The sequence below is a fragment of the Gordonia aquimaris genome (assembly GCF_026262595.1).
Taxonomy (GTDB): Bacteria; Actinomycetota; Actinomycetes; order Mycobacteriales; family Mycobacteriaceae; genus Gordonia; species Gordonia tangerina.
This window is the reverse complement of record NZ_JAPKFM010000002.1, coordinates 248090-273272: the sequence shown is the minus strand read 5'-3', so window position 1 is coordinate 273272 and position 25183 is coordinate 248090. Positions and strand designations below refer to the sequence as shown.

Sequence of the window (25183 nt, the reverse complement as noted above, 5' to 3'; positions counted from 1 at the left end):
CTCGTGCAAACGCTTTAGTCGGGCGCTGTCATCGTTGCGAACTGTTTCCGCCCCAGGTCCGTGAGTCACGGGTCCACCATGGTCGACGGCGTGGACTACGAGGTCGTCGAGATCGGCCGGCGGCCGAACGATGATCGTCGTCGGCCGTCGGCCGAGATTGTCGGCTGGTTGTTGCGGTGCGATTGCGCCAGCCGGTCCAGTTCCGCGGTGTCGACCTGGACCGATCCGGTGCAGTGGGCGCGGGTGCCCTCAGCGTCCCTCGAGGACCTCGCCCGGCATCGCGTGTTCGCCCCCGACAGCGACGTCGATGCCGACGATCGGCCTGAGGTCGCGGAGGCCGCACGCGCGGTGTGGCAGCGTGACCATCTCGACCCTCTCGATGTCGAGGCCGAGATCCGCGCCGCCGCGGATGCCCGCAGGGAGGCTGACGCGCGACTCGACGTCGCGGTGGCTAGGGCTCGCCGTTTGGGCCGGTCATGGGCTGACATCGGGGCAGCGGCCGGGATGACACGGCAGTCGGCGAACGAGCGCTGGAGGGACAGGGTGTGACAAGCCTTCACGGCGTCGGGCGTGGGTGGCGTGTAGCCACGTAGTGAGGCTACAATCGGAGCCGTAGCCAGCCCATTGCGGTGGGTTTGGAAGTGAGCCACAGGATTACTCGCCGGACGACGAGGCCTGTGGCTCGCGGTCTTTTAGGGGCCGATGGTGTATTTCGACTCCGGCGCCGAGTATGTCGAGGTAGTCCCCGCGGCCGCAGCGATGTTGCACGACGGCGCCGCACACGATATCGGCAACCCACAGGGCCGGTTCGTTACGACCGACAGCATGATCGATCCGCAGTGTCGAGGCCACGGCGCGTTGCGCGCGGAGCTTTTGCAGCATGTCCATATCGCTGGCGTCCTGTTGACCGCGTGATTCGAGAGTGATCGTGGAGCACGGCATATCAGCGAGATGTGGGAGTAGGAACTCCATACACTTTCGTCGGTGTCGCCGATCCGAGGAGTCCTTGTCAACGTGCACAACAACGAACCCGGTCAGAGGGAGCTGCGCGACCGCAGTGACGAGCTCAGTTCGGCGTTGTTCGCTGCTGCCGTGCCAGTGCACTTTAGGCTCGGCTAGGCGTAGAGCTTCCATCCTGTGACGGAGGGCGTCTACGTCTTCTTCATCGCACAGGGCGGCCGACATCAAGTACGCGCCGGGGTCCATGTCCGGCCGCGACCCGCTTTCGTCGGCCCAGGCTGTCAGCATGGGGAACAACCTTATGCGAGGGGTCCGACGCGGCCTGAAAACGTCGAGACGGCTACCGGACGTGACGACGCCACTTCTGCGGCAACCGACCGTCGAGGGAGGGCGGCAGAGCGCACCGGAGACGGGTTTACGACTTACGCGAGCCGGTCGACCCGTCCTCCGGTCTGGTCGGCGTGCGCCTGGGCCTGGGCCTGGGCCTCGTCGAGCTCATCAGCGGTGTAGTACGGAGCTCCCGGCGGGTTGGCCGGGTGGCCGCCCGCACGATGAGGGCCAGGTCGCCAGCTCGACGCGGCCGCGTTGCCGAGGTTCCCACCGCAACACGATCCCGCCGCCTCTACATCAGCTACGGATCGGCGACCGGCTCCTCGCACTGATAGCGAGTCGCGAAGCGCACCGCCGGACGCCTACATGCCCAATCCGCCGGGTTACCAACGCCGGATCGACAGAAATCTGAGATCACCTCAATGGTCTTGTCGCGAAACAAGCGACTACGCGTATCTGCAAAATCGAGGTGTGGCATCTCGCATCAGCGTCGCATAAGTGTCGCACTTAGCATCGCACTAAGTATCGCATTCCCTCCCTATGAGATGGAACGGCACCGCAATCGGCAGGCTTCCGATCCGGATTCGATAGGTTCCCGTTTCGTGGCAAGCTGACGCTCATGGACAAGCAAAATCCGGCGTCTGGATCTGGCACGGTCCCCTCGCCTCCCCCACCCGCACCGAGCCCAGGTGCGACGCGGGAGAAGTTGCTCTCTTGGTCGCCGCGCAGGTACTCAGTCAACCGGTTTGTCCTCGTCCAACAGCCTGATGAGACGAAGCCGCGGCCGAGCACGGTGGGCGTGCTGACGAAGGGTCGGCATCACCGCGCGCTGGTCCTCTATCTGCTGCTGCTGACGTGGTGGCCGTGGCTCTCCTTGCGACACACTCCGCTGGCGGCCGAGGTGTGGGTTCGCGCACTGACCGCGGAGGGGCCGGGGACAGCGAACGCGCTCACCTGGTCGCCGTCTACGTTGTCGCGAACGTGGGGCGAGCTCGAGGAACTGGGACTGGTCGAACGTAAAAGGGAAGGGCGACTGACCCGCATCGTCCCGCGTCGCGAGGACGGGAAGGACGACTACGTTGCACCGGCTGGTCAGAAGAAGGATTGGTACAACGCCTACTTCACCCTCCCTCATGAGTTCTGGACAGAGCAGCACTTCGCGACGCTGAGTCCTGCCGCCCTCGCGGTGCTGCTGATCGTCTTGAAGGAGACAACGAAGAAGCCTGACGTCGAGCTCCTCCGGGAGAAGATGCAGGACTGGTACGGGATCTCAGGCAAGACGGTGACAAAGGGTATCCAGGAGCTGATGGCCGCTGGCCTGATAGAGGAGCGACTGCGGTGGGAGGAAGACCTGTCCGCGAAGCTCGGGTACGTCAAGCATCACCACTATGGGTTGACGGGTGTTTTCAGCACCGAGGAGAGGGCGGCGCGACGACGCGTAGCGCGGCGCAAGCGCAGGTTGAACGAACGCAAGAAGTCCAAAAAGGCTGCCCAGGAGGCGAAATCATGACTGCGAGCACACCGCCACCGTGGCCGCCGCACACGTGGTCGAAGTACGCATGGAAAACGATCGGCCAGGCGATGCGGTCGACGGCCACAACCGTCCGTTTCGTGGCGATCTTGGCAGCGATCTTCGTGCTGCCCAGCGTTGCCGCTGCGATCTCGTTCGTGATCGTCCGTTCCGTGTACTTCTAGGACTGGAACCGATGACGCTGATCCGGGGTGCTGATCGAGTGAGCTGGAGAGCTTCGAATGAGTAGTTATGAGGAGCGGTTCGAGGCCGGGCTCGCGCATCTGCATCGCTACGTCGCCGCGCACGGTTCGAGCTCGCCGCCGCACGGTTCGACGATCGACGGATTTCTGATCGGGAGTTGGGTCGGCAGCCGGCGCACCGAGTACCGCAGGGGCCGGTTATCGGCCGAGCGGATCCGCCGTATCGAGACCGAGTTCCCGGACTGGCGGTGGAACGTACGGGAGGCGATGTTCGACGTCGGCCTGGCGCATCTGCGCCGCTACGTCGCCACCCATGGGACGAGCCGCGTGGGTTACGACGAGGTGGTCGACGGATTCCCGTTGGGGCAGTGGACGAGGGATCGTCGCGCCGACTTCCGCACAGGCCGACTGTCTGCGGAGCGGATCGAGGTGTTTGAGCGCGAATTCCCTGACTGGCAATGGACCCCTCAGACCGCAGTATTCGCGGCCGCGTTCGAGACCGGGATCGGGCACCTGCATCGGTATGTCGCCGCGCACGGCACCCCCAACGCCCCCCGGCGTGATGTGATCGACGGATTCCCGATCGGCACCTGGATCCAGAGCCGCCGCGCCGACTACCGCAAAGGCCGGTTGTCGGCCGAGCGGATCCGCCGTATCGAGACCGAGTTCCCGGACTGGCAGTGGACCATCCGAACCAGCTCGACTCAGGGCACGATCGGTGGCCTGTAATGGGTGGTCCTGATGACCGACGGTTCGAGGTCGGGCTCGCGCATCTGCATCGCTACGTCGCCGCACAGGGTTCGAGCTCTCCCCCGCGCGGCGCAAGGATCGACGGGTTCCCGATCGACGTGTGGGTGGCCAGCAGACGCACCGACTACCGCAAGGGCCGACTGTCGGCCGAGCGGATCGAACGGCTCGCGACCGAGTTCCCGGACTGGCAGTGGAGTGTGCGCGACGCGCAGTTCGACGTCGGCCTGGCGCATCTGCGCCGCTACGTCGCCGCACATGGGACGAGCACCGTGAGTCAGCATGAGGTGTTCGACGGATTCGCCCTCGGACAGTGGGTGACGAATCGTCGCGCCGACTACCGCAAAGGCCGACTGTCGGCGGAGCGGATCGAGGTGTTTGAGCGCGAGTTTCCTGACTGGCAGTGGTCGCCTCAGGCCACGGCGGCGGCCGCCGCATTCGAGGTCGGGATCGCGCACCTGCATCGGTATGTCGCCGCGCACGGCACCAGCAACGCCCGAAATCGGGCGGTGATCGAAGGATTCGCGATCGGACAGTGGGTCGCCAACCGCCGCGCCGACTACCGTAGAGGTCAGCTCGCCACCGAGCGGATCCGCCGCATCGAGGCCGAGTTCCCGGACTGGCAGTGGACCGCACAACGCCGCTCCTGATCCGACATACGGCGCGCGGTGAGGCAACGGATTCAAAACCCGTCCAGTGTCAGTTCGAGTCTGACCGGGGGCACCAGGGCCCTCGCAGGCAAGCGCACATCGCTCGCACCAAATTCTCCTGGGAAACCTATTGATCTCCGGCATGTGACGTGCTAAGTTTCACATCCCTCTTTCTATGAGGGCTTCCCTCCAACTCTGAGGGTCTGATTGTGGTCACAGGTCCAGGCGGAGCTATATCCGCACCCAGGGCCCACGTGGTTCAGCCACTCAGACCTTCGGAAGGGGGTGAAAATGGAAGCGATGGTCATCCTCGGGATCATCCAGATCCTCATCGCAACAGCCCATCTCGTTGTAGACATCCTCAGCTAGCCCCAGCGAGGGGGCCGGGCACTCGCCCGGCCCCTCGCCTCGCCTGGCGGCATCCTTCGTGGAAAGGCTTGCGTACCGACAAAACCCCGGGCTGCGAATCGCCCACCTGCACAACGCAACCACGATGGCCCTGTGGCAACCGACCCGCCGGGGAGGGCGGCAGCGCAGCGCCAGCGGAGTCAGCTCGTGGCTTCCCCGAGTCGTTCGACCTGTCCGCCAACCTCGTCGGCGTACGCCTGAGCCTCGGTCGCCTCATTGTCGGTGTAGACCCGGACGTCTGCCGGCCTACCGGCCGGCCGCACGATCAACGTCAGCTCCCCTATCGCGACGCGACCGCGTTTAGGTGCGACGCGATTGGTGGGCCCGGCCCCGGCATCGTTGTTCTCGGTCATCGCTCGGCGGCGTCCTGTCTCGGTTGCAGCGCCTCGGGCGGCACCCACATGGTGATCGTGGCCGAGGAGACGCGGTTGGCGCTCTCGACTGGCATCTGACATATCCCGCGCCAGAGGCCGTTTGAAGTTTGGAGCCACGCTAAGAGAAGCGCGTTCATGGTGGGTTCGATCCGGGCACCGGATGCGCGGACTCGCAGTGACACTCCCCCACCGGCGGCATACGAGCGTCCGCAGGACGGGTCAGCGATCGCCATGTCGATCAGCACGGGCCTCGGTGGGTCGACCACGCGTAGTGTTCGGGTGTCGGGCCAGTGGTCGAACATGCCATCAGTGTCATCTCGCAAGACATCGGTGACAGTTCTGCATCAGGCCATAGGTGACAGAGTGAGGGGTCTTGGTGGTGACACTTCTTCATTTGGTTTCCGCCACGCACCGCTATGTGCCTTGCGTTGCGTGGCGCGGTTGCCGATGAGGGGGGGCTGACGCAGGTGCTCAACTGACCGCGCCTGCGACGGTTCAGCAGCACCCCGTGGTGGCGCTGAGAACGCTGCGCAGCGCTTCCAACGACTCTGGCCGGGCACGGTAGTAGACGTTCATCCCTCGTCGGTCAGGTGCGACCATGCCGGCCTTGCGGAGCTGCCCCAGGTGGTGGCTCGTGGTGGCCTCGGTGAGGCTGACCGCGGTCGCGAGGTCGCAGGTGCAGATCCCCTCACCGGTGTCAGTGAGCAGAATCGAGACGAGTTTGATCCGGACCGGATCGGCCAGCGCCTTGAGCCGCAGAGCGATTTCTAGGGCGGTGTCGTCATCGAGAGGGGCCGCCGACACGGGCGCACAGCAGATCGGGGCACTGATGTCGACCATCGGCAGGGCCTTCGGCATGACCCGACCATACCCTGGTACTTGACATATGTCGAAAAGGTGGCACCCTGCAGGTGTCAGTAGTTCGATATATGTCTCACAGGTGAAGGTGATGGTCATGTCCCGTATGCAGCTCGCGCTCAATGTCGATGATCTCGATACCGCGATCGAGTTCTACTCCAAGCTGTTCAACACCACCCCGGCCAAGCGCAAGCCGGGATACGCCAACTTCGCGATCGTCGAGCCGCCACTGAAGCTGGTGCTGCTGGAGAATCCCGGCCAGGGCGGCACGATCAACCATCTCGGCGTCGAGGTCGAGTCGAGCGAGAAGGTGCACGCCGAGATCGCCCGGTTGTCCGGGGAGGGTCTGTTCACCCAGGAGGAGATCAACTCCACCTGTTGTTTCGCGACGCAGGACAAGGTGTGGGTGACCGGGCCGGCGAAGGAGAAGTGGGAGGTCTACACCGTGCTGGCTGACTCCGAGACGTTCGGGACCAGCCCGAAACTGTTGGAACAGAACGCCACCGAGGACGCCGAGCAGGGTTCGGTGTGCTGCGGCGGCAACGCCGCAGACCAGGCCGAGGCGCGCACAGCCTGCTGCTGACAGCCTCGGTTCGCGTTCTCGCCTACCGCGCGATGCGGTCGGCGAGGGCGCGGATCCGGTTGGTGATGTCGTCGCGGATCAGCCGCATTCGTTCGATACCGTCGATGCCCCGTCCCGAGGGTTCGTCGGTGTCCCACACTTCGAGGGCGACGCCGTCGGGTGGGGTGACCTCGGCGGTGCCGACCACCACGACCAGGTCCACGGCTTGCATCAGTTCATCGGTGAGTTGCCGCGGCTGATGTCCGACGACGTCGGCGCCGACTTCGGCGAGTACCTGGGCGGACAGTTCGTTGACCTGGCCGCCGATTTTCGCGTTGGTGCCGGCTGAGGATGGGGTGATCCGGTCGGTGACTGTCGGTGTGAGGTGTTCGGCCATCACCGATTTGCCGCGGTTGGACACGCACACGAACAACACCTGCGGTGGTGTGCTCATTGGCCGACCTGTTGGTCGGCGGGTACCAGTTCGTCGAGGAGGTTCGCGACGAGTCCGCGGATCTGATCGCGGATGGGGCGGACCGCGTCGATGCCTTGGCCGGCTGGGTCGTCGAGAGCCCAGTCCCGGTAGCTGACGCCGGGGAACACCGGGCACGCATCGCCACAGCCCATGGTGATCACGACGTCGGAGGATTCGACGGTGTCGGGGGTGAGGATCTTCGGTGACTGTGCGGAGATGTCGATACCGACTTCAGCCATCGCCTCGACCGCGGCCGGGTTGATGGAGTCGGCGGGAGCAGATCCGGCGGAGCGGACCTCGACGCTGCCCTGGCTCAAGGCGGTGAGGAAACCGGCGGCCATCTGCGAGCGGCCAGCGTTGTGGACACACACAAATAGCACCCTAGGTCGAGATGTAGACATGAGACACAAGCCCTTTCAGCTGTGAAGGAACATCAGATACGTCACACACGTTCGGTGGTGAGTTCGGTGAGAAGACCACGAACTCGGGCGTCAAGATCGTCGCGGATCGCGCGAACCTCGTCGAGGGGACGGCCCTGGGGGTCCGCGACCGTCCAGTCCAGATAGCGTTTGCCGGGATAGATCGGACACGCGTCGCCGCAACCCATGGCTACGACCACGTCGGCGGCGGCGACTACATCGTCGGTGAGCGGTTTGGGGTACTGCGTGCCCATGTCGACGCCGATCTCGGTCATTGCTTCGACGACGGTCGGGTTGATCGAGTGCGCGGGGGCTGACCCGGCGGAGCGCACGTGTACCCGCCCGGCGGCGTGGTGGGTCAACAATCCGGCGGCCATCTGTGAGCGGCCGGCGTTCTGGACGCAGACGAACAGAACTTCGGGCACATCCTTGGGCACCGATCCATCGGACTGGGCCAGGGCGCGTAACCGATCAGCCGCGAACCTGCCCGCCAAGGTCGTCAGGTGCGCATGCACCCGGGAGGTGCGCCGTAAGGCGGTGTAGGACTCGAACACACAGCGTTCCACCGTCTGGCGAGACACCACCCCCTCATACTTGGCGGCCAGGTCAGCGGCGGTACGGGCGAGCACGGCATGGGGCATCAACAGTTCGGGCTGCGCGCGGTGTTCACTGCGACTTAGCTGCTCGTCCAACAGATCCTCAGGCATCGCGAGCCGGCTCCTTCGACACATCCGGGCTGGAGGCAGTGGTTGGGGTGGTGAAGCGTTTCCGCAGTGCCAGGGACACGTACACGAGGGCGACGAGGACGGGGACCTCGATGAGTGGTCCGATGACTCCGGCCAGGGCCTGGCCGGATGTTGCACCGTAGGTGGCGATCGCGACGGCGATGGCGAGCTCGAAGTTGTTGCCCGCGGCGGTGAACGCCAGCGTGGTGGTTCGCGCATACCCCAGCCCCATCGCGGCCCCGAGCACGAACCCACCGCCCCACATCACCGCGAAGTAGATCAGCAGCGGCAGAGCGATCCGCACGACGTCCCACGGCTGCGACGTGATCTGCTCACCTTGCAACGCGAACAGGATGACGATGGTGAACAGCAACCCGTAAAGGGCCCACGGCCCGAGACGCGGCAGGAACGAGGACTCGTACCAGTCGCGGCCTTTGGTTCGCTCGCCGATGCGGCGGGTGAGGAAGCCTGCGACCAGGGGTATACCGAGGAAGATCAGCACCGACTTCGCGATCTGCCACGGCGAGGTGTCGATGGTGGTCTGCTCCAGGCCCAGCCATCCGGGCAACACCGAGAGGTAGAACCAACCCAGCACGGCGAACATGACCACCTGGAACACCGAGTTCAGTGCGACGAGAACAGCAGCGGCTTCGCGGTCGCCGCACGCCAGGTCGTTCCAGATGATGACCATCGCGATGCATCGGGCCAGGCCGACGATGATCAGTCCGGTCCGGTACTCCGGCAGATCCGGGAGCAGGAGCCAGGCCAGCGCGAACATCAACGCCGGTCCGATGATCCAGTTCAACGCCAACGACCCGAGTAGCAGGCGACGATCACCGGTGACCGAGTCGAGTCGGTCGTAGCGCACCTTGGCCAGCACCGGATACATCATGATCAGCAATCCGAGGGCGATCGGCAGCGAGATGCCGTCGAGCTCGACCGCCGCCAAAGTGTCACCCAGGCCGGGGACGACTCGACCGAGCAGCAGTCCGGCGACCATCGCGGCGCCGATCCACACCGGCAGAAACCGGTCCAGCGTCGACAACTTGCCCGCGACCGCGGTGTCGGTGGCGGTCACTGGTCGGCCTCACACGACCGCGTTTCCCCCACGACCGTGGCGAGATCGCCCAGCAGGCCCGACAGTTGTTGCAGCGCTTCGGTGTTCACCCGGTAGTACACCCAGGTCGCGCGGCGCTCGCTGGTCACCAGACCCGCCTGGCGCAGCACCTTCAGATGGTGCGAGATCGTCGGCTGCGACAGCTCGAACGGCCCGGAGATGTCGCACACGCACGCCTCGCCGCCCGGATGCGCAGCGACCTCCGACAGCAACCGCAGTCGAACCGGATCAGCGAGTGCCTTCAACAGTGGGGCGACAGCCCCGGTCTCGTCGCTACTGAGGCCGCGGCCGGGTGGCAGCAGGAGATTCTTATTCGACACGCGTCAATATTGACACACGTCGATGCAGGCGACAAGGTGGCCGACCTGGAAGCAGGCTTGCGCTTTCGCGTTGGTGTCCACGACAAGCAACCGGTTGGGCTCCGATCGAACCGCCATCCTCGGGTCAGCTCACGTGCCGCATTCAACGCTCAGACGGTGGCTGTTAATGAACCTATCGACCCTGTCGTCCGGCTAGCTATCTCGCAGTGGCCTGATGGTGCACCCCGCGGAGCGGTCTCAACATTCTGCGTCGAACACGGAATTTCTCGAAAGTCGTTCTACGAGCTGCGTAAACGCGCCAAAGTCGAGGGGCCCGCGGCAGCCCTCGAACCGCGGACCCGCCGCCCAAAGTCGAGCCCGTCAGCGCTCAGTGACGAGGTCAAGTCACAAGCGGTGGCGGTGCGCGCCGCCTTGGAAAGGTCGGGTCTGGACCACGGACCGATCAGCGTGCACGACAAGATGCGGTCGATGGGCATGGCACAGGTCCCCTCGACAGCATCGCTGGCCCGCATCTTCCGCGATGCCGGAGTAGCCCGGCGTGAACCGAAAAAGAAGCCCCGCTCGGCGTGGCGGCGGTTCGTCTATCCCGCACCGAATGCGTGCTGGCAACTCGACGGCACCGAATACGTTCTGACCGGCGGACGTACGTGCGTCATCCTGCAACTGATCGACGATCACTCTCGCTACGCCGTGGGCTCCCACGTGGCCGCCGGTGAGACCTCCGACGCCGCGATCGCGGTGTTCGACAAGGCGGTGACCGCTCACGGCGTGCCCCAGCGACTCCTCACCGACAACGGGCCCGCTTTCAACCCCTCACGCCGCGGCCGCATCGGTCAACTCGTCGAACACGCCCACGCGCTCGGAGTCGAAACAATCACCGGCAAGCCCTACAAGCCCACCACGCAGGGCAAGAACGAACGCTTCCACCAGACACTGTTCCGCTACCTGGACAAACAGCCACTTGCCGACACCCTGGCCGAGTTGCAGGCCCAGGTCGACGCGTTCGACCACATCTACAACACCGAGCGGCCTCACCAAGGACTGCCCGGGCGGGTCACACCGTTGACCGCCTGGCAGGCAACACCGAAAGCCGACGCGCCACACCCCAAATTCGGTCGGCCGTTGCTCGATCCGCCGACACCACGCCCTCGGCCCGCACAGCGGCAACCCACCGACCTACCCGACGGCGTCCTGGCCAGAACTGTCAGCACCTCCGGCACCATCAGCGTGGACGCAGTCACCTACATGGTCGATGTGGACCACGCCTTCGACCAGGTCCTCGTTGTCACCGACGACAACACAATCGTCATCGCCAACACCGAAGGCGAAGTCCTCGTCGAACACCCCCGACCCGCCCCAGGAATCACCTACGTCGGAAATCGACAACCCCGCGGCCCACGCCCCACCAAGAAGACCGCACCGTCACCGAAGTCCTGACACACCAAGTGTCACCAATGTCCAGATGCAGAAACGTCACCGATGTCCCGATACATCACAATTCGCAGTGTCGGGCACAGATCAGCTCAGTGAGGTGCAGCAGCTGTATGCGCAGTTGCATGACCTGTTGGATCGTATCGATGCCGTCGATACCACCCCCGCCATGGATGACGCGGTGTTGGATGTGGCCGAACAACACGAACGTGCCCATCGTCGGATGAGTCTGATCGGGCATCGCCGGATGATGGACTGCAACGACCGCGGCGTGCCCGGCCAACTCGGCTACCGCCACATCGGCGAGATGATGGCCCACCATCTGCGTATCCCCGATCACCGCCGCCGCATGCGACACATGCGGGCCCTAACCGAATTCCGTTCCCTACAAGGTGAACTCACCCCACCACGCTATGCGGGACTGGCCGCGGTGGTCGCCGACGGCGCGGCCACCCCCGCCCACGTCGATGCCGTGTTGAAAGTGGTGAAGAAGATTCCCCGCTCGGTGCCACTCGACGTCGCCGAGAAGGCCGAGGCGATGTTGGCCGAGTTCGCCCGCACCCTCACACCGAAACAGATCCTGAAGGCCGGCGCCGAACTGTTGAGCCGCATCGACCCCGACGGCACCCTGGCCGATGAACGCGACCGCGCCCGGCGTCGTTCGGTACTCATCGGTGATCAAGACGACCAATCGATGAGCGAGTTCGACGGTGCCCTCACACCCACCACCCGCGCCATGCTCGACGTGATCCTGGCGAAAATGGCCGCCCCCGGGATGAACAATCCCGACGACAAGGACTCCCCACGCGGCGCGACTCTCGACGCCGACATCGAGAAACTGAAAGAGGCAGCCGGGCGCGACAATCGATCGACCGGCCAACGCAACCACGACGCCCTCGAAGCCCTGTTCAAGCTGGTCCTCGACGGCGGTGTGCTCGGCAAGAGCCACCGCGGTCTGCCGCCACACATCATCGTCAAGGTCAACGAAACCGACCTGCGGGATCGTGCCGGGTTCGGGCACACCGCGACCGGCACCCAGCTCCCCATCGCCGACATCATCGAGATGGCCGCCCGCGCCCAATTCCACCTCGCCGTGTTCAAAGATCACACCGCCCAACCGCTGTATCTGGGCACCGCCAAACGCTTCGCCAACCAGGCGCAACGGTTGATGCACTTCGCCCAAGACGGCGGCAGCGGATGCTCCAAACCAGGCTGCTCCAATCCGAGCGCGATCGTCGAAATCCATCACGCAGACAAAGACTGGGCCGACGGCGGAACCACCGACATCGACACCACCGCACCAGCCTGCCCACCACACAACCGGATGGTCGGCCCCAACCCCGGACAATGGACCACCCGCATCATCCGCCACGGCCGCGACGCCGGCCGAGCCGGATGGACACTGAACCCACTCGACGGCAGCCCACCAGGACCACCCCAGGTCAACCGGATCCACGAGGTCGGCGAACTGTTCGAACACTACCTCCGCAGCGGCACGATCAGCGAGGACCCACAACCCGCCGAAACCAAACCACCGGCTGCGGACGCGGCGGTTCGGCGCAAGCCGATCTCCCCGGCACGACTCGCCGCACGTACTCGACGACGAAAGCGCAAGCTGCGTCAAACAAGTCACCAGGCCCGACGACGATTGCTGGCCCGGGTGCGGTAGGTCGCGTGGTCCTCGCGCGCCCGCCGATCACCCGCGCGTGAAACTGCACGCGCGAGTGATCGCTGGGCGCGCGAAAACTTTGGCCGATCGTCAGGTTGGGCAACCGGGTATTGCGCGAGAGACGATCCCGTGCCACTCTTGATTGCTATGACTACCGGAAAGGCGGACACCGCCACCATCGCGTGAGCGCCGTGATCACCCCGCCGACTCGTCACCGAATCATTCAGCGTCATTCATCCACAGATCTGGCAGCAGAGATCACCGAGGCGCGTGCGACGTGGCTCGAACACGGTCTGTGCACCCTGCCGGCCGACCGAGACACCGCCGAAGCCGCTGTCGCACAACTATATCGATGGTGCGGCTACCCGGAACCTGAGTTCGTCTGGACCACTTCACCACCGGCCGCGGTGAAGCTCATAACGGCCGAGGGACTGACAGCCTCCGTGTCGCTGTCACGCGACAGCGCCTCGCGCCGTATCGCCGACCGGATCAGCCGAGCTCGCGAGCGTGTGACCGGGGAGCGACCTGGGCAGCGGGTTCCGGTCCTCGACCTTCGGGCGGCACGGGAGCTCCGGGTGGCGCCGTACGCGGCTGCCGAGATGACCATCCAAGAATCGCTCGACATCGGGATCGATCCGCGGGCGATCATTCACACAGCCGTGCAGAACTCGTTGCGCACCAGCCTGTTCGCCGGTATCGCCGCGACGATCCGGACCAAGATGAGGCCACTGCACGGTGTGGTCGCCTGGTATGGGCAACACGAGGCACACCGGGTCGCGATCTGCGACGCACTGTGGCGCTGCGGCGTTGCCCGAGCGTCCGCGTCCGACCACGCGACAGTTGACATACAGGCGGCTCTCGCCACATCCACCGGCTGGTGGTGGCCGTTCGACGACGTGTGCGTCCTCGCCGAACGACCGATCGCGATCCACACCGAACCGACGCCGGCCGGTCTACACGGCGAGCGGCGCCTGCATCACCCGGACCGCCGCGCAGTGGAATTCGTCGACGGTACGGGGGTACACGTCGTGCACGGGACCGTGGTTCCGGACTGGGTCATCGACGATCCTTCACCGGAAAAGATTGCGCGGGAACGCAATGTCGAGGTCCGTCGAACGGCGATCGAGCGGATCGGTTGGGACAACTACATTGATGCTGCCGGCCTGAGATTGGTGGATCAGTCCCCCGATCCCGGCAACCCTGGAGGCGCTCTGCAGCTCTACTCGACACCGCCGGAATGGCGCACGAACGAGAAGATCCTGCTCGCCGTCAACGGTTCTCGCGAACGAGACGGTCACCGTCGCCGCTACGGTCTGCAGATACCCGGCTGGATATCCTCTGCGGTCGACGCGGCCGGATGGACTTACGGCCTCCGCGGGGCACACTACGCGAGCCTCCTCCGACGTACCTGATCCGAGTCCCCCGATTCCCACCCACAACAACCTCCACGGTGATCACATGAACATGACCCTGTCCGACCTCACCCACCGCAGCGGCCTGAGCGTCTTCGACTATCTCGACCAATCGATCTCGATCCCGGTGATCGACGGCATGCAGGCGCAAGGCGACCTGCTGGTGATCCCCTATCACCTCGTCGCCGGCGACGTACGATCGGTGAACCACACCCAGCGGGTGGACGTACCACTGTCCGGGGTGGAACTCCTGCGCAGCGCCGCGGGCGGTAATCCGCACACGCTGGTGGCCGACGGGGGCAGGTGCAGGTGGTCGTCGCCGGTCCGCGACGAAGCCCTACTCGCCCTGGGCATCCTGGAGAACGACGTCGTCGCCTACCTCATCCACCCCGAACATGGCGCCACCGGAATCGCACCGGGCCGCTATGTGATTCGTCGCCAACGCGAACGCGGCACCGGTGGTCTGTTCGGTCAGGTGCAATTCATCGCCGATTGACGCACGGGCGGATCGTCGGCCGTCGTCACCAGAGTCCTCGCGCGTGCGTTGATCACTCGCGCGTGAAACTGCGCGCGCGGTTGATCGCTGGGCGCGCGTGAAACTCCACCGGCTGTTCAGCGGCCGCCGTAGTCGAACCTCGCGGCGTCGAGCTGGCGTACCAGCGCCGGCTCGAGCACCTCGGCGGCGGTCGCGGTCAGGTGCGAGTCGTCACGGTAGAAGAGGATCTTGTTGCGTGCCGGGAAGCACAGGTTGCCGTCGCACAGCAGGTCATTGACGCCGATGGTGAGGATATCGGTGCTCTGCCCGCGCGCCTGCTCGTCGAGGATCGGTTCGATGCGAGTGAAGCCGTCGAGCTCGAAATCGCACTTGTGCCAGTTGTCCATCGCCCCGGACATGCAGTCGGCGATCTGGAAACCCGGGTACGGGGTGTCGGCGATGTAGACGATCTTCGCGCCGGTCGCGCGCAGGGCCGTCAGCGTGTCGTCCCAGGCCTGCTCCACGTCGTCGCGGTCGGGCACGTAGGTCGACAACGATGACACGAAGATGATGCGGGGCGCCACCGCCTGGATGTCGGCGAGCGCTCCGTCGCGCCATCGGAGGCACTCCGGCTGGTTGTAGGGGTCGCCGACTCCGCGACGCGGCGCCAGATTCTGTGCAGGACAGGCCGCTTTGGTGAACTGATGAATCCGCCAGCCATGGCTGGCGCCGATGCTGCGGATCGCTTCGGACCACTGGTCGGCGTGACTGTCGCCGAACACCACGACCGGGGTGCCATGGTCGGGACCGAAAGTGCAGTCGTGGCCGGCGGTGCTCTCGCCGACCGGGATCAGACAGTCGTGCGGCTCGGGTCGGTCGTCGTAGGCCTGGAATGGGTTGGGCACCACTGGCCCCGCCATCTCACCACGCTCGTTCCCGAACACCGACTGGTAGCTGAGCGCGGCATTGGCGACGGTGTCGCGGCTGGCGATCTGCACGGTGAGGATGCCGGCGATCATCGTGACGGTGAGCCCGACGACAACCCCGGTGACGCCGACCGAGATCGATGCCGAGGCGTTGCGTCGCAGCTCGCGGTTGTTGATGATCGGTTCTTCGAAGAACAGCGTCGACAGGGTCGCGATACCCAGCGCGACCAGCGAGACCAGCAGCAGAACTGGCCACGACGATGCGCCGGTGACGGTTTCGAAGAGAACGATCGCCGGCCAGTGCCACAGGTACCAGGCGTAGGAGACTCGGCCGAGGAATGTCAGGGGTGGGGTGGCGAGGAGGCGGGCGACGGTGAGGGTTGGGCGGTGGGACTGGTCTCGATACGCCTCCTCGCCTAGCGGCTCGGAAGCTACTCGACCAACGGAAGGGCGCAGCGGCTCGGAAGCCACTCGACCAGCGGAAGGGCGCAGCGGCGCGAAAGGGGCTCGGGCGGAGGCTGGGAACAGCTGGCCGGAGACGATGACCAGGGCAGCACCCATGGTGGGCAACAGGGCGGCCGTGCCGGGGTAGGGGGTGTGGGCGTCGATCATCGTCGCGGCCACGATGATGCCGGCGAAGCCGAGCCATCCCACCAGGATCGCGACGGCCGCAGTGATTCGGGGCGACTTCCACCGCAACGCGAACAACGGTGCCACCACCGCGATCAGCCCGCCCACACCGAACTGCCACGCGCGGGTGTAGGTGGCCATGTAGGCGGTGGCTGGATCGGTCGGGGTGATCCGGATGGCGGCGATCAGCGAGGCGAGCGTCACCGCGCCCACCACCACTCCCACGGCGACCCGCATCGACACGTGGCGGCGCAGGGCGGTACGTGAGGCGATGGCGGCGGCGCCGAACACCGCCAGTGGCCACACGAAGTACAGCTGCTCCTCGATCGACAACGACCAGAAATGAGTTGCCAGACTGCCGTCGATGGCGCCGGCCAGGTAGTCGGCGTTCTGCGAGAGGAAATGCCAATTGGCAACTTGCGCTGCGGCAGCGAGCAGATCGATGGCCTGTTTGAAGACCTTCAGCAGCGGCATGGTCAGCGCGGCACCGATGGTCGACACCACGATCACCAACGCCGCCGCCGGAATGATCCGCCGCGCCCGCCGCGCGTAGAATCCCTTGAACGACAACGACCCGGTGCGTTCGTATTCGCGGATCAGCAGCCGCGTGATGAGGAACCCGGAGATGACGAAGAAGATGTCGACGCCGACGAATCCGCCGGTCACGAACGGGACATGCGCGTGGAACAGCACCACCAGCAGTACGGCGATGCCACGCAGGCCGGCGATGTCGTCGAAGAATGTCTTCGCGGCCGGGGACCGGGTGTCGCTCACCGAGCGGATCGGTTCAGTGGGCGCCTCGTCGTCGACTGTCGTCACGCGCCCGCCCACGGCAGCATGATGTCGAACCAGCCCAACGCCAGCGCACCGATGAACACGATCGCGCTGGTGTAGCCGATCACCTCCCACGCGGTGATGCGGTTCCAGTTGGTGGAGCGGGGGCGGTGGTCGGTGCGGGTCGGGAGCGGTTGGACCGCTGTTCGTGAGCCGTCGGCAGGCTCCGAAACAGGCGCCTCCGCCAACGGGGCACCCCGTTGCTCGGAGGCCGGCGTCAGGCGGGGAAAGAGAACTCGGAGGAACTCGAGGAGCAGGGGGCCGGCCAAGTAGGTGTAGGCGAGAACGAAGCCGAACATCATCCAGAAGTCGACGAGCCCATAGACCACGATGTCGCGCAGGATGAACCCCCAGAACGCGAGCAGCGAACCGCCGAGTGAGACAGTTCCCAGCCAGGAGATCGACCGCGCCAGCGCGTTACTCTTGCCGATCGCCCCGGTCGGCACCCAGTCGATCTCGCGCCCGATCAGTTTGTGCCAGATGGCGATGGTGTGGGCGAAGCTGTAGGCGATCTGCACGCGTAGCACCTCCAGCCGCCACCGCGAGCGCGACACCAGCGGGAACAGCACCACATACACCCACAGACCCAGCAGGAACGGGACGAGCTGTTCGGGTCGCACATCGTCGGGATACACCGCGGCCATGACGATGCCGGGCAGGAACAACAAAAAGACGTTCATCGCGGTGGTGAGGTAGTAGAAGATGCCCGCCCAGTGGGCGAACCACTGCCGTATCCGCATCCGTCGCGGCGCCTCGATGTGGTCGTTGCGCAGCCGCGACAGCGACCCCTGACACCAGCGGTACTGCTGGTTGAGGAAGCCGGCCAGATCCGACGGACACAGCCCGCGCGACAGCACCACCGGCACGTAGCGGATCTGGTAACCCGCCTGCTGCAGATGCCGCCCGGTGTGCAGATCCTCGGAGTGTTCGATGGCGGCGAACCCGCCGACCTCGTCGAGCGCGCTGCGGCGGTAGACCGCCGACGTCCCGACGCAATTGGCCGCGTCGATCCGATCGCGCGACGGCAACACCCAGCGGTAGAAGAACTCCTGGGTCGCCCCGGCGGTGCGCTGAATCCAGTTCATCGCCTCGGTGGTGGCGAAGGCCTGCGGACTCTGCGCGATGGCCACCTGCGGGTCGTCGAGGTAGGGCACCAGGTGCTGCAGAAAGTCGGGCCGCGGGCAGAAGTCGGCGTCGAAGATGACGATCAACTCGCCGGCGCTGACCGAGTACGCGTGCCGCAGGTTGCCGGCCTTGCGCAGATGCCCACGGTCGGGTCGGACGATGTAGCGGAAGCCGTGGTCGGCGGCAAGCGCACGCACCTCGTCGCGGTCGGCGTCGTCGAGCACGTAGACGGTCAACGGGCTCGCCCATTGCAACGCCCGGACGTGCCGGTAGGTGGTGCGCAGGATGTCGAGGCTCTCACCGCACGTCGGCAGGAAGACGTCGACCGACGGATGCCAGCCGTCGTGGGTCTGCCATTCGGTGATCGTGCGCTGATGCGATTGCCACGTCACCCGGCGCCGGTATGTACCGGTCAATGTCGACAATGTGGTTCCGATCACATTTGCGGCCAGAACAATCAATACCGGCCACAAATAGGGGCGACCGGTGGCGAAAAGAATCATCGACCACCCGACCAGCACGAAAGCCGCGATCAGGAACAACTGGATCCAGCGCATCTGCGGGCCCAGATAGTCGTAGACCTCGTCGTCGTCGGGCGGCGCCACCGCCTGCGGATCATATTCCGGCGCAGGCGCTTCGGACTTGCGGCGACTCAACGGCCGTTGAGCGACGGAGATCGGCTCGGTATCGGCGTCGGCGATTGCGTCGATCGCCGAGTCGCGCCCCCCGATCGTCAACTCCACCCGATCAGAATCGGTGACCCCGCCCGTCTACGCAAACCGCGGAAATACCCTCGGGCGTGCATTGCCGGTGGTCGAGGTTGCCCATTGCGGCGGAGCGGCTACCTTTCTCGTGTGCAAAAGCGGTGGAAGTCAGCGGTGATGGCCTGCATGGTGGCCGCATTGCCGATGACCGCTGCCTGCGCGTCCACCGACACCACCGAGGTACCGGCGAGCACATCGTCGGGGGTCGCGATCAGCGCCGATGCCCGCACCGGACGCGGTGAGGTGATGCGCACCGACCCCGGCCTGGACACGTGGGCCGCCACCCTGCCCGACGGCACCGACATCACCCGGATCGTCTACCGCTCGACGTCGGGTGTGGACGGAGCGGCCACCGCGGTCAGCGGCGCCGTTTTCATACCTTCGGATGAACGGCGACCGGACGACGGGTGGCCACTGATCGCCTATGCGCACGGCACCACCGGTATCAGCCGCGACTGCGCGCCGTCGGATCGCCCGGACATGTTCGGCGACCTCGGTGCCGTCGACGACTTCCTGCGTCGCGGTTATGCCGTGGTGACCACCGACTATCAGGGGCTCGGTATCCGCACCGGTGAGAGCGCCGCACACCCGTATCTGGAACCACACACGGCCGCCTACAACGTGATCGACGCGGTCCGCGCGGCGCGTTCCGTGGAGCCGTCGATCGGGTCGCAGTGGTTCGCGGTGGGACGATCCCAGGGCGGCTCGGCGGCGTGGGCGACGGCCGAACAGTACGCGGACTACGGCGACGACACCGGCGAACTGCTCGGGGTGGTCGCGGTGGCACCGTTGCTGGATGCGACCTACCTGGTGCGCAACGCTCAGGACGAGACGCTGACGGTGGCGCAACGCTACCTCTATCCCCTGCTGGTCCAGGGAGTGGCGCAGGGGGCCGAGCAGGTGACGCCGGCAGACCATCTCGGAGCGGGTGTCACACCGGCACTGTCGTGCTCGTCGACGGGCACCGCCCTGGCCACCCAACCCGCCCCACCGGATGCCGAGGCCTTCACCGCCGTCACGTCGGCGGCCGCCGACGAGTTGATGGATACGGTGCAGTCCTACGCGCTGCCACGCGAGCACACCGAGGTGCCGATCGTCGCGTTCTACGGCAGCCGCGACGACATCATCCCGCCCGATGTAATGCAACTCACACTTACGCGTGCCTGCGACGTCGACGACCGGGTGCTGCGCGTACGCCGTGAAGGACAGGGACATTCGCTGGATCCAGGCTCGATGATGGCGAAATGGATGAGCGACCGCCTCGCCGGGCAGGTCGTGCCGAGCGACTGCTGAGCTCACCGGCGCCGACTCACCGAGAACATCGGGCCGATTGCCCGCTACAGTGACACGGTCGGGGGCGGCGCTGAAGCAAACCGGCGCTGCAGACCGGCGAATTGTGGGTTTGTGGTCGATTCCGGAGTCTGGAGTGTGCGGGGATGCCGAAAGTTGTGAAGCGGATCTGGGATTCGGCGCCCCTGTGGGCGTGGATCGTCATGGGCGTGTGCGTCATCATCCTGGTCGTCGGACTGATCGTGTCGTCGAATCGCACCGCGCCGACGTCGCCGGCCGCGCAGTCGCTGCCCACCACGAGCACCGCCATGCAGACCCCGGCCACCGTGGCGTTCGTCGACGATGCGCGAGCCAACCCGGAGACCCCGAAAACGCTCGTGCTGCTGGGTGACTCGACGGGCGCCGACAAGAACGGTTGGGCTCCGGCACTCGGCGAGTCCATCAGCCAGACACTCGAACGCCCGGTGGCCACCAAGTACTGGAACACCGCCACCAACAGCTACGGCGAGATGGTGGGTCTCGGCGACGGCCCGAACGGCCCGGTCGGTTACTGGAATGCCAGCGCATCCGGCAAGGACGCCGACTACACGCTCGAGAATCTGGACACCATGATCGCCCCGGACGTGACGCCGGACCTGATCATGCTCAACTTCGGGCACACTCAAGACACCACGCAGCCGCTGGCGCCCCAGCTGCAGCCGCTGATCGACGAACTGCGCACGCAATACCCCGACGCCGACCTGGTGGCCATCAAACAGAGTCCCGCCCAGGGCGCGAACGCAGACGCGCAACTCGAGGGTTTCGCCGCCGCAATGGACGCCGAGGGCATCCAGGTGATCGACGTGAACTCAGCGTTCCCCACCGACAACACTCAGTTGTCGGCGCTGCTGCGCGACGGTGTGAACCCGAACGCTGACGGCCAGCAGTTGTGGACCAAGACGGTGCTGGCGGCGTACGGGCTGCCCGAAGCGCAGTAGCCCGCTCCGGGGTCTCGGGCCGATGAGCGCGTCCGCGTCGTTCCACGCGCTGGTCATCCTGAACCTGCTGTTCGTGACCGGCGCGTGGTGTCTGGCGCGGCCATCGGTGCAGGCGGCGATCGCCCTGGTCGTGGTGTCGGGCATGTGGGTGGTGGGCAACGGCCCCATCGAAGGGCGCGTGCTGTGGAGCTACAGCCGCGCCCATGGCGTCACCGAATCGGACCTGCTGTCGGTGATCGGCGTGATCATCGCGGCGATCACGCTCTGGCGAGCGCGTTCCGGGGGACGACACCGCCGACGTTGAGCACACTGCCACCAACACACAGATCGGCTCCGACGATCGCGGTCGGTGCGATGCGTCGGAGCCGATCCGGACGGTGAGAGTCGCCTTCTACGCGGCCCGCGCCGGGAGAATGGACTCGATGGCTCCCCAGATGAGCTGGGCCAGCGGTGTGGCCACCACCGCCGGCAGGCCCTGCGCCTGCAGGAACGCCGAGATCAACGGCACGGTGACGATCGCCCAGTTGAAGTTGTCGAGGAAGTCGTCAAGCAGCGGAGCGAGGTCGGCCGAACCCGACGAGGAGCCGCTCGACGATCCCGCCGAACCGGTCCCGGTGTCGGCGGACTCGTCCGTCGTAGCACTGTTGTCTACGGCGCTGTCGCTCTCGGTCTCGGTCTCCTCGGCGACCGGCGACGACTGCAGCGCCGCGAGCACCGAATCCTTGATGGCCTGCTTCTCGGCGGCGGTCGGTGCCAGCCCGATGAACGTCGGTGTGGAGCCGGCCGTCACCGACGCGGTCGGTGCCGCGTACGCGGGCGCCGTAGCCAGCCCGGCCGCACCCGCTGTTCCCACCAGCGTGAGTACGGCGATGCCTGACACAACTGTCTTCTTCATTCAATCTCCCCGAAGATTTCGTGAACGCTGTTGCGCTGGAAAGCCTTTGCTATCCGCATCGAAACCTATCAGCTACCGAACGCCTATGCCGTTCGGGTGGTGGGACTCACAAGCCATGCCGCTGCCGCGTCAGCAATGTCCGGCATAGCCGCTTCGCGGAGTTTCACCTCACCACACACGGGTACCCGACTCGTGAACGATCTCTCACCCGATGCTTTAAGGAGAGAACAGTGGGACAGCTCGACGGCAAAGTCGCCTTCATCACCGGCGCCGCACGCGGCCAGGGACGAGCACACGCCGCAACCCTCGCGGGGCACGGTGCCGACATCGTCGCCGTGGACACCACGGGTTCGCACGACAGCATGAACTACGACCTCGCCACCAGCGAAGACCTCGAGGGCACCGTCAAGGAGGTCGAGTCAACGGGCCGGCGGTGCCTCGCCATCACCGCAGACGTACGCGACACCGACGCCATCGGCGCCGCAGTTCGCCAGGCGCTCGACGAGTTCGGTCGCATCGACATCCTGGTGGCCAACGCGGGCATTCACAGCATGGCGCCACTGCACGAGATGGGCGACGATCAATGGAACGACGTGATCGACACCAACCTCACGGGTGTATTCAAGACACTGCGCGCGGTGGCGCCGACGATGATCGAACAGAAATCGGGCGCGGTGGTGCTGACCTCGTCGATCAACGGCCTCGAAGGCGGCGCCAACTACATCCATTACTGCGCCGCCAAGCACGGCGTGCTCGGCGTGATGCGTTCGGCAGCACTCGAACTCGGACCGCACCGCATTCGGGTCAACGCGGTGTGCCCGGGCGTCATCGACACTCCGATGACGAACTACCAGGACGTCTACGACATGATGAACGGCGGTCCCGGCGGCGATAGGTCGAGCCTCGAGGAAGGCGCCACAGGCTACGGGATTCTCGACGGCCAGGGCGCGCTGCCTGCCCAGGTGATCAGCGATGCGGTGCTGTGGTTGGTCTCCGACCAGGCATATGCGGTGACCGGGCAGGCGATTCCGGTGGACTCGGGGCATCTGGTTCAGCCGGGCTTCAGCTGACCATCTCCGCGTACCGCACCATCGACTGACAGAGGAGCAACAATGGCCAACACGTGGTTCGAATCGGTCGCCGAGGCCCACCGTCGCGCGAAACGACGCCTCCCCAAGTCCGTGTACGGCGCTCTCGTCGCCGGCTCCGAGCAGGGCATGACGTTGCGCGACAACATCGACGCCTACAACGAGATCGGCTTCGCCCCGCACATCGGCGATCTGCCCGACGAGCGAGATCTCGCGACCACAGTGATGGGGCAAGACGTCTCGATGCCGGTACTGATCTCGCCAACAGGGGTTCAGGCGGTGCATCCGGACGGCGAACTGGCGGTCGCGCGCGCCTCGGCGGCGCGGGGTGTCGCCATGGGGCTGAGCTCGTTTGGGAGTCGCCCGATCGAGGACGTGGTGGCGGCGAACCCGCAGACCTTCTTCCAGACGTATTGGGTGGGCGACCGCGACGCCATCGCCGGACGCATGGCACGCGCGAAACAGGCCGGCGCCAAAGGCATGATCGTGACTCTCGACTGGACCTTCTCCGAGGGCCGGGACTGGGGTAGCCCAACGATCCCGGAAAGACTGGATCTCAAGACGATGGCCCAGTTCGCGCCGCAAGGTATCACCCACCCGCGGTGGCTGCTGCGCTATCTGCGAGCGGGACATCTGCCAAATCTGAAGACGCCCAACGTCGACGCCGACCCCGACCCGGCCGCTGCGCCGACCTTCTTCGGCGCCTACGGCGAATGGATGCAGACCAAGCAGCCTCGCTGGGCGGACATCGCCTGGATGCGCGAACAGTGGGACGGGCCGTTCATGGTGAAAGGTGTGATGCGTATCGATGACGCCAAGCGGGCCGTCGACGCCGGCGCCACCACCATCTCTGTCTCCAACCACGGTGGCAACAACATGGACGGCACCCCGGCCACCCTGCGCGCCCTACCCGGCATCGCCGAGGCGGTTGGGGACGACGTGGAGGTGGTGCTCGATGGTGGCGTCCGACGCGGCAGTGACGTGGTCAAGGCGCTGTGTTTGGGTGCGCGCGCAGTGATGATCGGCCGTGCCTACCTGTGGGGACTGGCCGCGGAAGGACAGGCCGGCGTCGAGAACGTCCTCGACATCCTGCGCAATGACATCGATTCCAATCTGCTCGGACTGCGCCGAGCCTCGGTGCGCGATCTGACGCGCGACGACATCATCGTGCCGCCGAGCTTCGGTGAGAAGCTGTCCTCGCGAACCACCGGTCCGGCCGAGTCTGTCCGGGCCTGAGCCGCGACGTCACCGTGGGTCGGGGTGGTCCTTGTCGACGAGTTGTGCGGCCACCTCGGCCACCGGGGTATTGCTGTCCTGCGACAACCGCCGCAACAGGTCGAAGGCCTGCAAGGCGTCCACATCGAAGCGCTCCATGATGATCCCCTTGGCCTGACCGATGATGTCGCGGGAGGCCAGCGCGCTGCGGAACTGGGTGCCACGCCGGGCGCCGGACAGGGCGATCGCGGCGTGTGTGGCGAGGTTGATGCCGAGATCGACCTCAGCGGGATCGAACGGATCTGCGCTTTCCGAATAGAGGTTGAGCGCTCCGAGCTCGACGTCGGTCACGAACAGCTGGATCGACAGGCTGGCCCGTACCGGAGTCCTATCGAGCACCGCGGCGACGAACCGTGGCCACCTCGTCTCGGTGCCCATGTCGGAGATGCTCATCGTGTCCTGTTGCCACACGGCGTCCAGACACGGCCCTTCGCCGGTCTCGTGCTGTAGCCGATCGACGAGCTCGGGAATTGCTCCGGTCGCCGCAGTGGACTGCAGTTCGGCGGGCCGGGTTCCGCTTCCGGCCCTGCGCACGAGCGTCACGCCGGCGTGATCGACGTCGGGAAGAACGTCCACGGCCGCGCGGGTGATCTCGGCGAGAACGGTGGAGGGTTCTTGCACACCGGATCCGCCGGCGGCGCCATGGAGACGACGGGCCAGCCTCGCGATCTGTCCGTGTACTCCGCGCTCTTCCTGCCGGGCGCCACTCACGACTCACTCCTTTCCGTATCGGA

General features: G+C 65.7%; 27 protein-coding genes and 1 tRNA gene. 16 read left to right on the top strand and 12 right to left on the bottom strand.

The window, feature by feature from the left end; translation table 11 throughout:
* Window positions 1-78: 78 nt before the first annotated feature.
* Entirely contained in the window at window positions 79-549 is a 471-nt protein-coding gene (locus OSB52_RS03205) for a hypothetical protein (protein ID WP_235726235.1), read from the top strand.
* Window positions 550-654: 105 nt separating this feature from the next.
* Here OSB52_RS03205 and OSB52_RS03200 read toward each other — a convergent pair whose 3' ends face one another.
* Entirely contained in the window at window positions 655-1248 is a 594-nt protein-coding gene (locus tag OSB52_RS03200) for a hypothetical protein (protein ID WP_266060138.1), read from the bottom strand.
* 841 nt (window positions 1249-2089) lie between these two features.
* On the opposite strand from OSB52_RS03200, the gene OSB52_RS03195 reads away from it, so the two are divergent.
* The 5 genes from OSB52_RS03195 (at window position 2090) to OSB52_RS03175 (ending at window position 4476) form a co-directional block, all read left to right on the top strand.
* Window positions 2090-2800 carry a helix-turn-helix transcriptional regulator gene (locus OSB52_RS03195; RefSeq protein WP_229742889.1) on the top strand — a complete coding sequence of 237 codons (711 nt, stop codon included), beginning with the start codon at window positions 2090-2092 and terminating at the stop codon, window positions 2798-2800.
* Window positions 2797-2985, top strand: a complete 189-nt coding sequence (locus OSB52_RS03190) for a hypothetical protein (RefSeq protein ID WP_005179548.1) — start codon at window positions 2797-2799, stop codon at window positions 2983-2985. Before OSB52_RS03195 ends, OSB52_RS03190 begins: the two co-directional genes overlap by 4 nt.
* A gap of 57 nt (window positions 2986-3042) precedes the next feature.
* On the top strand, window positions 3043-3732 hold the full coding sequence (locus OSB52_RS03185) for a helicase associated domain-containing protein (RefSeq protein ID WP_005179533.1): 690 nt from the start codon (window positions 3043-3045) through the stop codon (window positions 3730-3732).
* Entirely contained in the window at window positions 3732-4400 is a 669-nt protein-coding gene (locus OSB52_RS03180; protein WP_005179528.1) for a helicase associated domain-containing protein, read from the top strand. The genes OSB52_RS03185 and OSB52_RS03180 overlap by 1 nt, the downstream gene beginning before the upstream one ends.
* Window positions 4355-4476: transfer RNA gene (locus tag OSB52_RS03175), tRNA-Leu, on the top strand. Before OSB52_RS03180 ends, OSB52_RS03175 begins: the two co-directional genes overlap by 46 nt.
* A gap of 472 nt (window positions 4477-4948) precedes the next feature.
* Here OSB52_RS03175 and OSB52_RS03170 read toward each other — a convergent pair.
* Both OSB52_RS03170 and OSB52_RS03165 read right to left on the bottom strand, forming a co-directional pair.
* Window positions 4949-5161 carry a hypothetical protein gene (locus OSB52_RS03170; protein WP_005179525.1) on the bottom strand — a complete coding sequence of 71 codons (213 nt, stop codon included), beginning with the start codon at window positions 5159-5161 and terminating at the stop codon, window positions 4949-4951.
* A gap of 516 nt (window positions 5162-5677) precedes the next feature.
* Complete coding sequence (locus OSB52_RS03165; RefSeq protein ID WP_266060133.1) at window positions 5678-6040, bottom strand: Rv2640c family ArsR-like transcriptional regulator; 363 nt, start codon at window positions 6038-6040, stop codon at window positions 5678-5680.
* A 97-nt stretch (window positions 6041-6137) separates the two neighbouring features.
* Here OSB52_RS03165 and OSB52_RS03160 point away from each other — a divergent pair, with 97 nt between their 5' ends.
* Window positions 6138-6623: an ArsI/CadI family heavy metal resistance metalloenzyme gene (locus OSB52_RS03160; protein WP_005179519.1), complete on the top strand. Its 486-nt coding sequence runs from the start codon at window positions 6138-6140 to the stop codon at window positions 6621-6623.
* 22 nt (window positions 6624-6645) lie between these two features.
* Here the strand turns inward: OSB52_RS03160 and OSB52_RS03155 are convergent, their stop codons facing one another.
* From OSB52_RS03155 to OSB52_RS03135, 5 genes are read right to left on the bottom strand one after another with little or no spacing between them, the layout of a single operon-like run.
* The gene (locus OSB52_RS03155; protein WP_005179518.1) at window positions 6646-7056 is read right to left on the bottom strand and encodes an arsenate-mycothiol transferase ArsC; all 411 of its coding nucleotides are present in this window, start codon (window positions 7054-7056) and stop codon (window positions 6646-6648) included.
* Complete coding sequence (locus OSB52_RS03150; RefSeq protein ID WP_012834432.1) at window positions 7053-7478, bottom strand: arsenate reductase ArsC; 426 nt, start codon at window positions 7476-7478, stop codon at window positions 7053-7055. The genes OSB52_RS03155 and OSB52_RS03150 overlap by 4 nt, the downstream gene beginning before the upstream one ends.
* 41 nt (window positions 7479-7519) lie before the next feature.
* Window positions 7520-8203: an arsenate reductase ArsC gene (locus OSB52_RS03145; protein WP_005179509.1), complete on the bottom strand. Its 684-nt coding sequence runs from the start codon at window positions 8201-8203 to the stop codon at window positions 7520-7522.
* Complete coding sequence (gene arsB / locus OSB52_RS03140; protein ID WP_005179505.1) at window positions 8196-9299, bottom strand: ACR3 family arsenite efflux transporter; 1104 nt, start codon at window positions 9297-9299, stop codon at window positions 8196-8198. Before arsB ends, OSB52_RS03145 begins: the two co-directional genes overlap by 8 nt.
* Window positions 9296-9658: an ArsR/SmtB family transcription factor gene (locus OSB52_RS03135; RefSeq protein ID WP_266060129.1), complete on the bottom strand. Its 363-nt coding sequence runs from the start codon at window positions 9656-9658 to the stop codon at window positions 9296-9298. Before OSB52_RS03135 ends, arsB begins: the two co-directional genes overlap by 4 nt.
* 156 nt (window positions 9659-9814) lie before the next feature.
* Here OSB52_RS03135 and OSB52_RS03130 point away from each other — a divergent pair, with 156 nt between their 5' ends.
* From OSB52_RS03130 to OSB52_RS03115, 4 genes are all read left to right on the top strand, one after another.
* Window positions 9815-11095 (top strand): integrase core domain-containing protein, encoded by a 1281-nt coding sequence (locus OSB52_RS03130; protein ID WP_443673197.1) that lies wholly within the window; start codon window positions 9815-9817, stop codon window positions 11093-11095.
* A gap of 67 nt (window positions 11096-11162) precedes the next feature.
* Window positions 11163-12758, top strand: a complete 1596-nt coding sequence (locus tag OSB52_RS03125; RefSeq protein WP_266060127.1) for an HNH endonuclease signature motif containing protein — start codon at window positions 11163-11165, stop codon at window positions 12756-12758.
* Between the two features lie 407 nt (window positions 12759-13165).
* Complete coding sequence (locus OSB52_RS03120; protein WP_266060126.1) at window positions 13166-14170, top strand: DUF6745 domain-containing protein; 1005 nt, start codon at window positions 13166-13168, stop codon at window positions 14168-14170.
* A gap of 46 nt (window positions 14171-14216) precedes the next feature.
* A complete protein-coding gene (locus OSB52_RS03115) occupies window positions 14217-14666 on the top strand; it encodes a DUF8820 family protein (RefSeq protein ID WP_235724059.1) in 450 nt (149 codons plus the stop codon).
* A 116-nt stretch (window positions 14667-14782) separates the two neighbouring features.
* Here the strand turns inward: OSB52_RS03115 and OSB52_RS03110 are convergent, their stop codons facing one another.
* Both OSB52_RS03110 and OSB52_RS03105 read right to left on the bottom strand, forming a co-directional pair.
* Window positions 14783-16975: an acyltransferase family protein gene (locus tag OSB52_RS03110; protein WP_266060213.1), complete on the bottom strand. Its 2193-nt coding sequence runs from the start codon at window positions 16973-16975 to the stop codon at window positions 14783-14785.
* Between the two features lie 41 nt (window positions 16976-17016).
* Window positions 17017-18903, bottom strand: a complete 1887-nt coding sequence (locus tag OSB52_RS03105; RefSeq protein ID WP_372475048.1) for a glycosyltransferase family 2 protein — start codon at window positions 18901-18903, stop codon at window positions 17017-17019.
* 111 nt (window positions 18904-19014) lie between these two features.
* Between OSB52_RS03105 and OSB52_RS03100 the strand changes: the two genes are divergently transcribed.
* From OSB52_RS03100 to OSB52_RS03090, 3 genes are all read left to right on the top strand, one after another.
* The gene (locus tag OSB52_RS03100) at window positions 19015-20217 is read left to right on the top strand and encodes a lipase family protein (protein WP_266060125.1); all 1203 of its coding nucleotides are present in this window, start codon (window positions 19015-19017) and stop codon (window positions 20215-20217) included.
* A gap of 143 nt (window positions 20218-20360) precedes the next feature.
* Window positions 20361-21191 (top strand): SGNH/GDSL hydrolase family protein, encoded by an 831-nt coding sequence (locus OSB52_RS03095; RefSeq protein WP_235724061.1) that lies wholly within the window; start codon window positions 20361-20363, stop codon window positions 21189-21191.
* Between the two features lie 22 nt (window positions 21192-21213).
* A complete protein-coding gene (locus OSB52_RS03090; protein ID WP_235724062.1) occupies window positions 21214-21495 on the top strand; it encodes a hypothetical protein in 282 nt (93 codons plus the stop codon).
* An 87-nt stretch (window positions 21496-21582) separates the two neighbouring features.
* On the opposite strand, the gene OSB52_RS03085 is transcribed toward OSB52_RS03090, so the two are convergent.
* Window positions 21583-22086, bottom strand: a complete 504-nt coding sequence (locus tag OSB52_RS03085) for a hypothetical protein (RefSeq protein ID WP_266060122.1) — start codon at window positions 22084-22086, stop codon at window positions 21583-21585.
* Between the two features lie 230 nt (window positions 22087-22316).
* Between OSB52_RS03085 and OSB52_RS03080 the strand changes: the two genes are divergently transcribed.
* Together OSB52_RS03080 and mftD are read left to right on the top strand one after the other, a co-directional pair.
* Window positions 22317-23156, top strand: coding sequence for a mycofactocin-coupled SDR family oxidoreductase (locus tag OSB52_RS03080; protein WP_266060121.1), 840 nt, complete (start codon window positions 22317-22319; stop codon window positions 23154-23156).
* A gap of 42 nt (window positions 23157-23198) precedes the next feature.
* Entirely contained in the window at window positions 23199-24410 is a 1212-nt protein-coding gene (gene mftD / locus OSB52_RS03075; protein ID WP_266060119.1) for a pre-mycofactocin synthase MftD, read from the top strand.
* Between the two features lie 9 nt (window positions 24411-24419).
* On the opposite strand, the gene OSB52_RS03070 is transcribed toward mftD, so the two are convergent.
* Complete coding sequence (locus tag OSB52_RS03070; RefSeq protein ID WP_266060118.1) at window positions 24420-25160, bottom strand: GAF and ANTAR domain-containing protein; 741 nt, start codon at window positions 25158-25160, stop codon at window positions 24420-24422.
* Window positions 25161-25183 lie beyond the last annotated feature (23 nt).